The 1,866-nt window shown below is 51.6% G+C and carries 2 rRNA genes; both read right to left on the bottom strand.

From position 1 onward, the window contains the following. A 23S ribosomal RNA gene (locus RQP50_RS29210) occupies positions 1–1,564 on the bottom strand; the annotation flags it as partial. A gap of 186 nt (positions 1,565–1,750) precedes the next feature. Continuing rightward, positions 1,751–1,866, bottom strand: a 16S ribosomal RNA gene (locus tag RQP50_RS29205); the annotation flags it as partial.

Here is a 1,866-nt window from a genome sequence, read left to right as displayed (position 1 = left end):
AGCCTTAATGATGTGCGGATTTGCCTACACATCGGCCTCACTGCTTGGACGAGCATCCATCAGCTCGCGTCCCTATCCTTCTGCGTCCCCCCATTGCTCATAACGGTTACGCTGGTACAGGAATTTCAACCTGTTGTCCTTCGACTACGCCTTTCGGCCTCGCCTTAGGTCCCGACTTACCCTGAGTGGACGAGCCTTCCTCAGGAACCCTTAGGTTTTCGGCGGACATGATTCTCACATGTCTTTTCGTTACTCATACCGGCATTCTCACTTGTGTACAGTCCAGCAGTCCTCTCGGTCTACCTTCTACCCGGTACACAACGCTCCCCTACCACTACATCTTACGATGCAATCCATAGCTTCGGCAGTATGTTTAGCCCCGTTACATTTTCGGCGCAGAGTCACTCGACCAGTGAGCTATTACGCACTCTTTAAATGGTGGCTGCTTCTAAGCCAACATCCTGGTTGTCTGGGCAACTCCACATCCTTTCCCACTTAACATACATTTAGGGGCCTTAGCTGATGGTCTGGGCTGTTTCCCTCTTGACAATGGACCTTAGCACCCACTGTCTGACTCCCGGATATAAGTCTGTGGCATTCGGAGTTTGACTGAACTTGGTAACCCTTGGCGGGCCCCGCATCCAATCAGTGCTCTACCTCCACGACTCTTTACTCCGAGGCTAGCCCTAAAGCTATTTCGGGGAGAACCAGCTATCTCCGAGTTCGATTGGAATTTCTCCGCTACCCCCACCTCATCCCCGCACTTTTCAACGTGCGTGGGTTCGGGCCTCCAGTGCGTGTTACCGCACCTTCACCCTGGACAGGGGTAGATCACACGGTTTCGGGTCTACGCCTACGTACTTATTCGCCCTATTCAGACTCGCTTTCGCTTCGGCTCCAGCTCTTCACCTTAACCTTGCACGCAAACGTAACTCGCCGGTTCATTCTACAAAAGGCACGCCATCACCCATAGAAAGGGCTCTGACTTCTTGTAAGCACACGGTTTCAGGTTCTATTTCACTCCCCTTCCGGGGTGCTTTTCACCTTTCCCTCACGGTACTGCTTCACTATCGGTCACCAGGGAGTATTTAGCCTTAGCAGATGGTCCTGCCAGATTCCCACGGGGTTTCACGTGTCCCGCGGTACTCGGGATCCGTCTCGGAGGGCATTTACTTTCGATTACAGGGCTTTTACCTTCTATGGCGGGCCTTTCCAGACCTCTTCGTCTAATAAACACCTTTCTGACTCCATGTGAGACGTCCCACAACCCCAAGGAGCAAGCTCCTTGGTTTAGGCTCTTCCGCGTTCGCTCGCCGCTACTTACGGAATCACTATTGTTTTCTCTTCCTGAGGGTACTTAGATGTTTCAGTTCCCCTCGTATGCCTCAACATATCCTATGTATTCAGATATGCGTGACTGCCTATTACGACAGCCGGGTTTCCCCATTCGGACATCCCCGGATCAATGCTTGCTTACAGCTCCCCGAGGCATTTCGTTGTTCGCCACGTCCTTCATCGGCTCCTGGTGCCTAGGCATCCTCCGTGTGCTCTTACTAGCTTAACCTAGTATGCTCATTGCTGAGCGTATATCAACTAAAAGGATGATTCTAAGACACTTAACTTTCGCGATTCAGTTTTCAAGGTACAAGTGAAAGAAACATAACTGTTCTTTCAAAACTGACAACGAGCAATCGTTTGGTTTGGAAGCTGTGCTTCCTTGTGTCTCCGTCGCAGGAGACAAATTCCTTAGAAAGGAGGTGATCCAGCCGCACCTTCCGATACGGCTACCTTGTTACGACTTCACCCCAATCATCTACCCCACCTTCGGCGGCTGGCTCCTTGCGGTTACCTCACCGACTTCGGGTG

The sequence above is a fragment of the Paenibacillus suaedae genome, assembly GCF_032337355.1.
Taxonomy (GTDB): domain Bacteria; phylum Bacillota; class Bacilli; order Paenibacillales; family Paenibacillaceae; genus Paenibacillus_B; species Paenibacillus_B suaedae.
The sequence above is the reverse complement of the archived record's forward strand: the minus strand, read 5'-3'. Positions and strand labels throughout refer to the sequence as shown.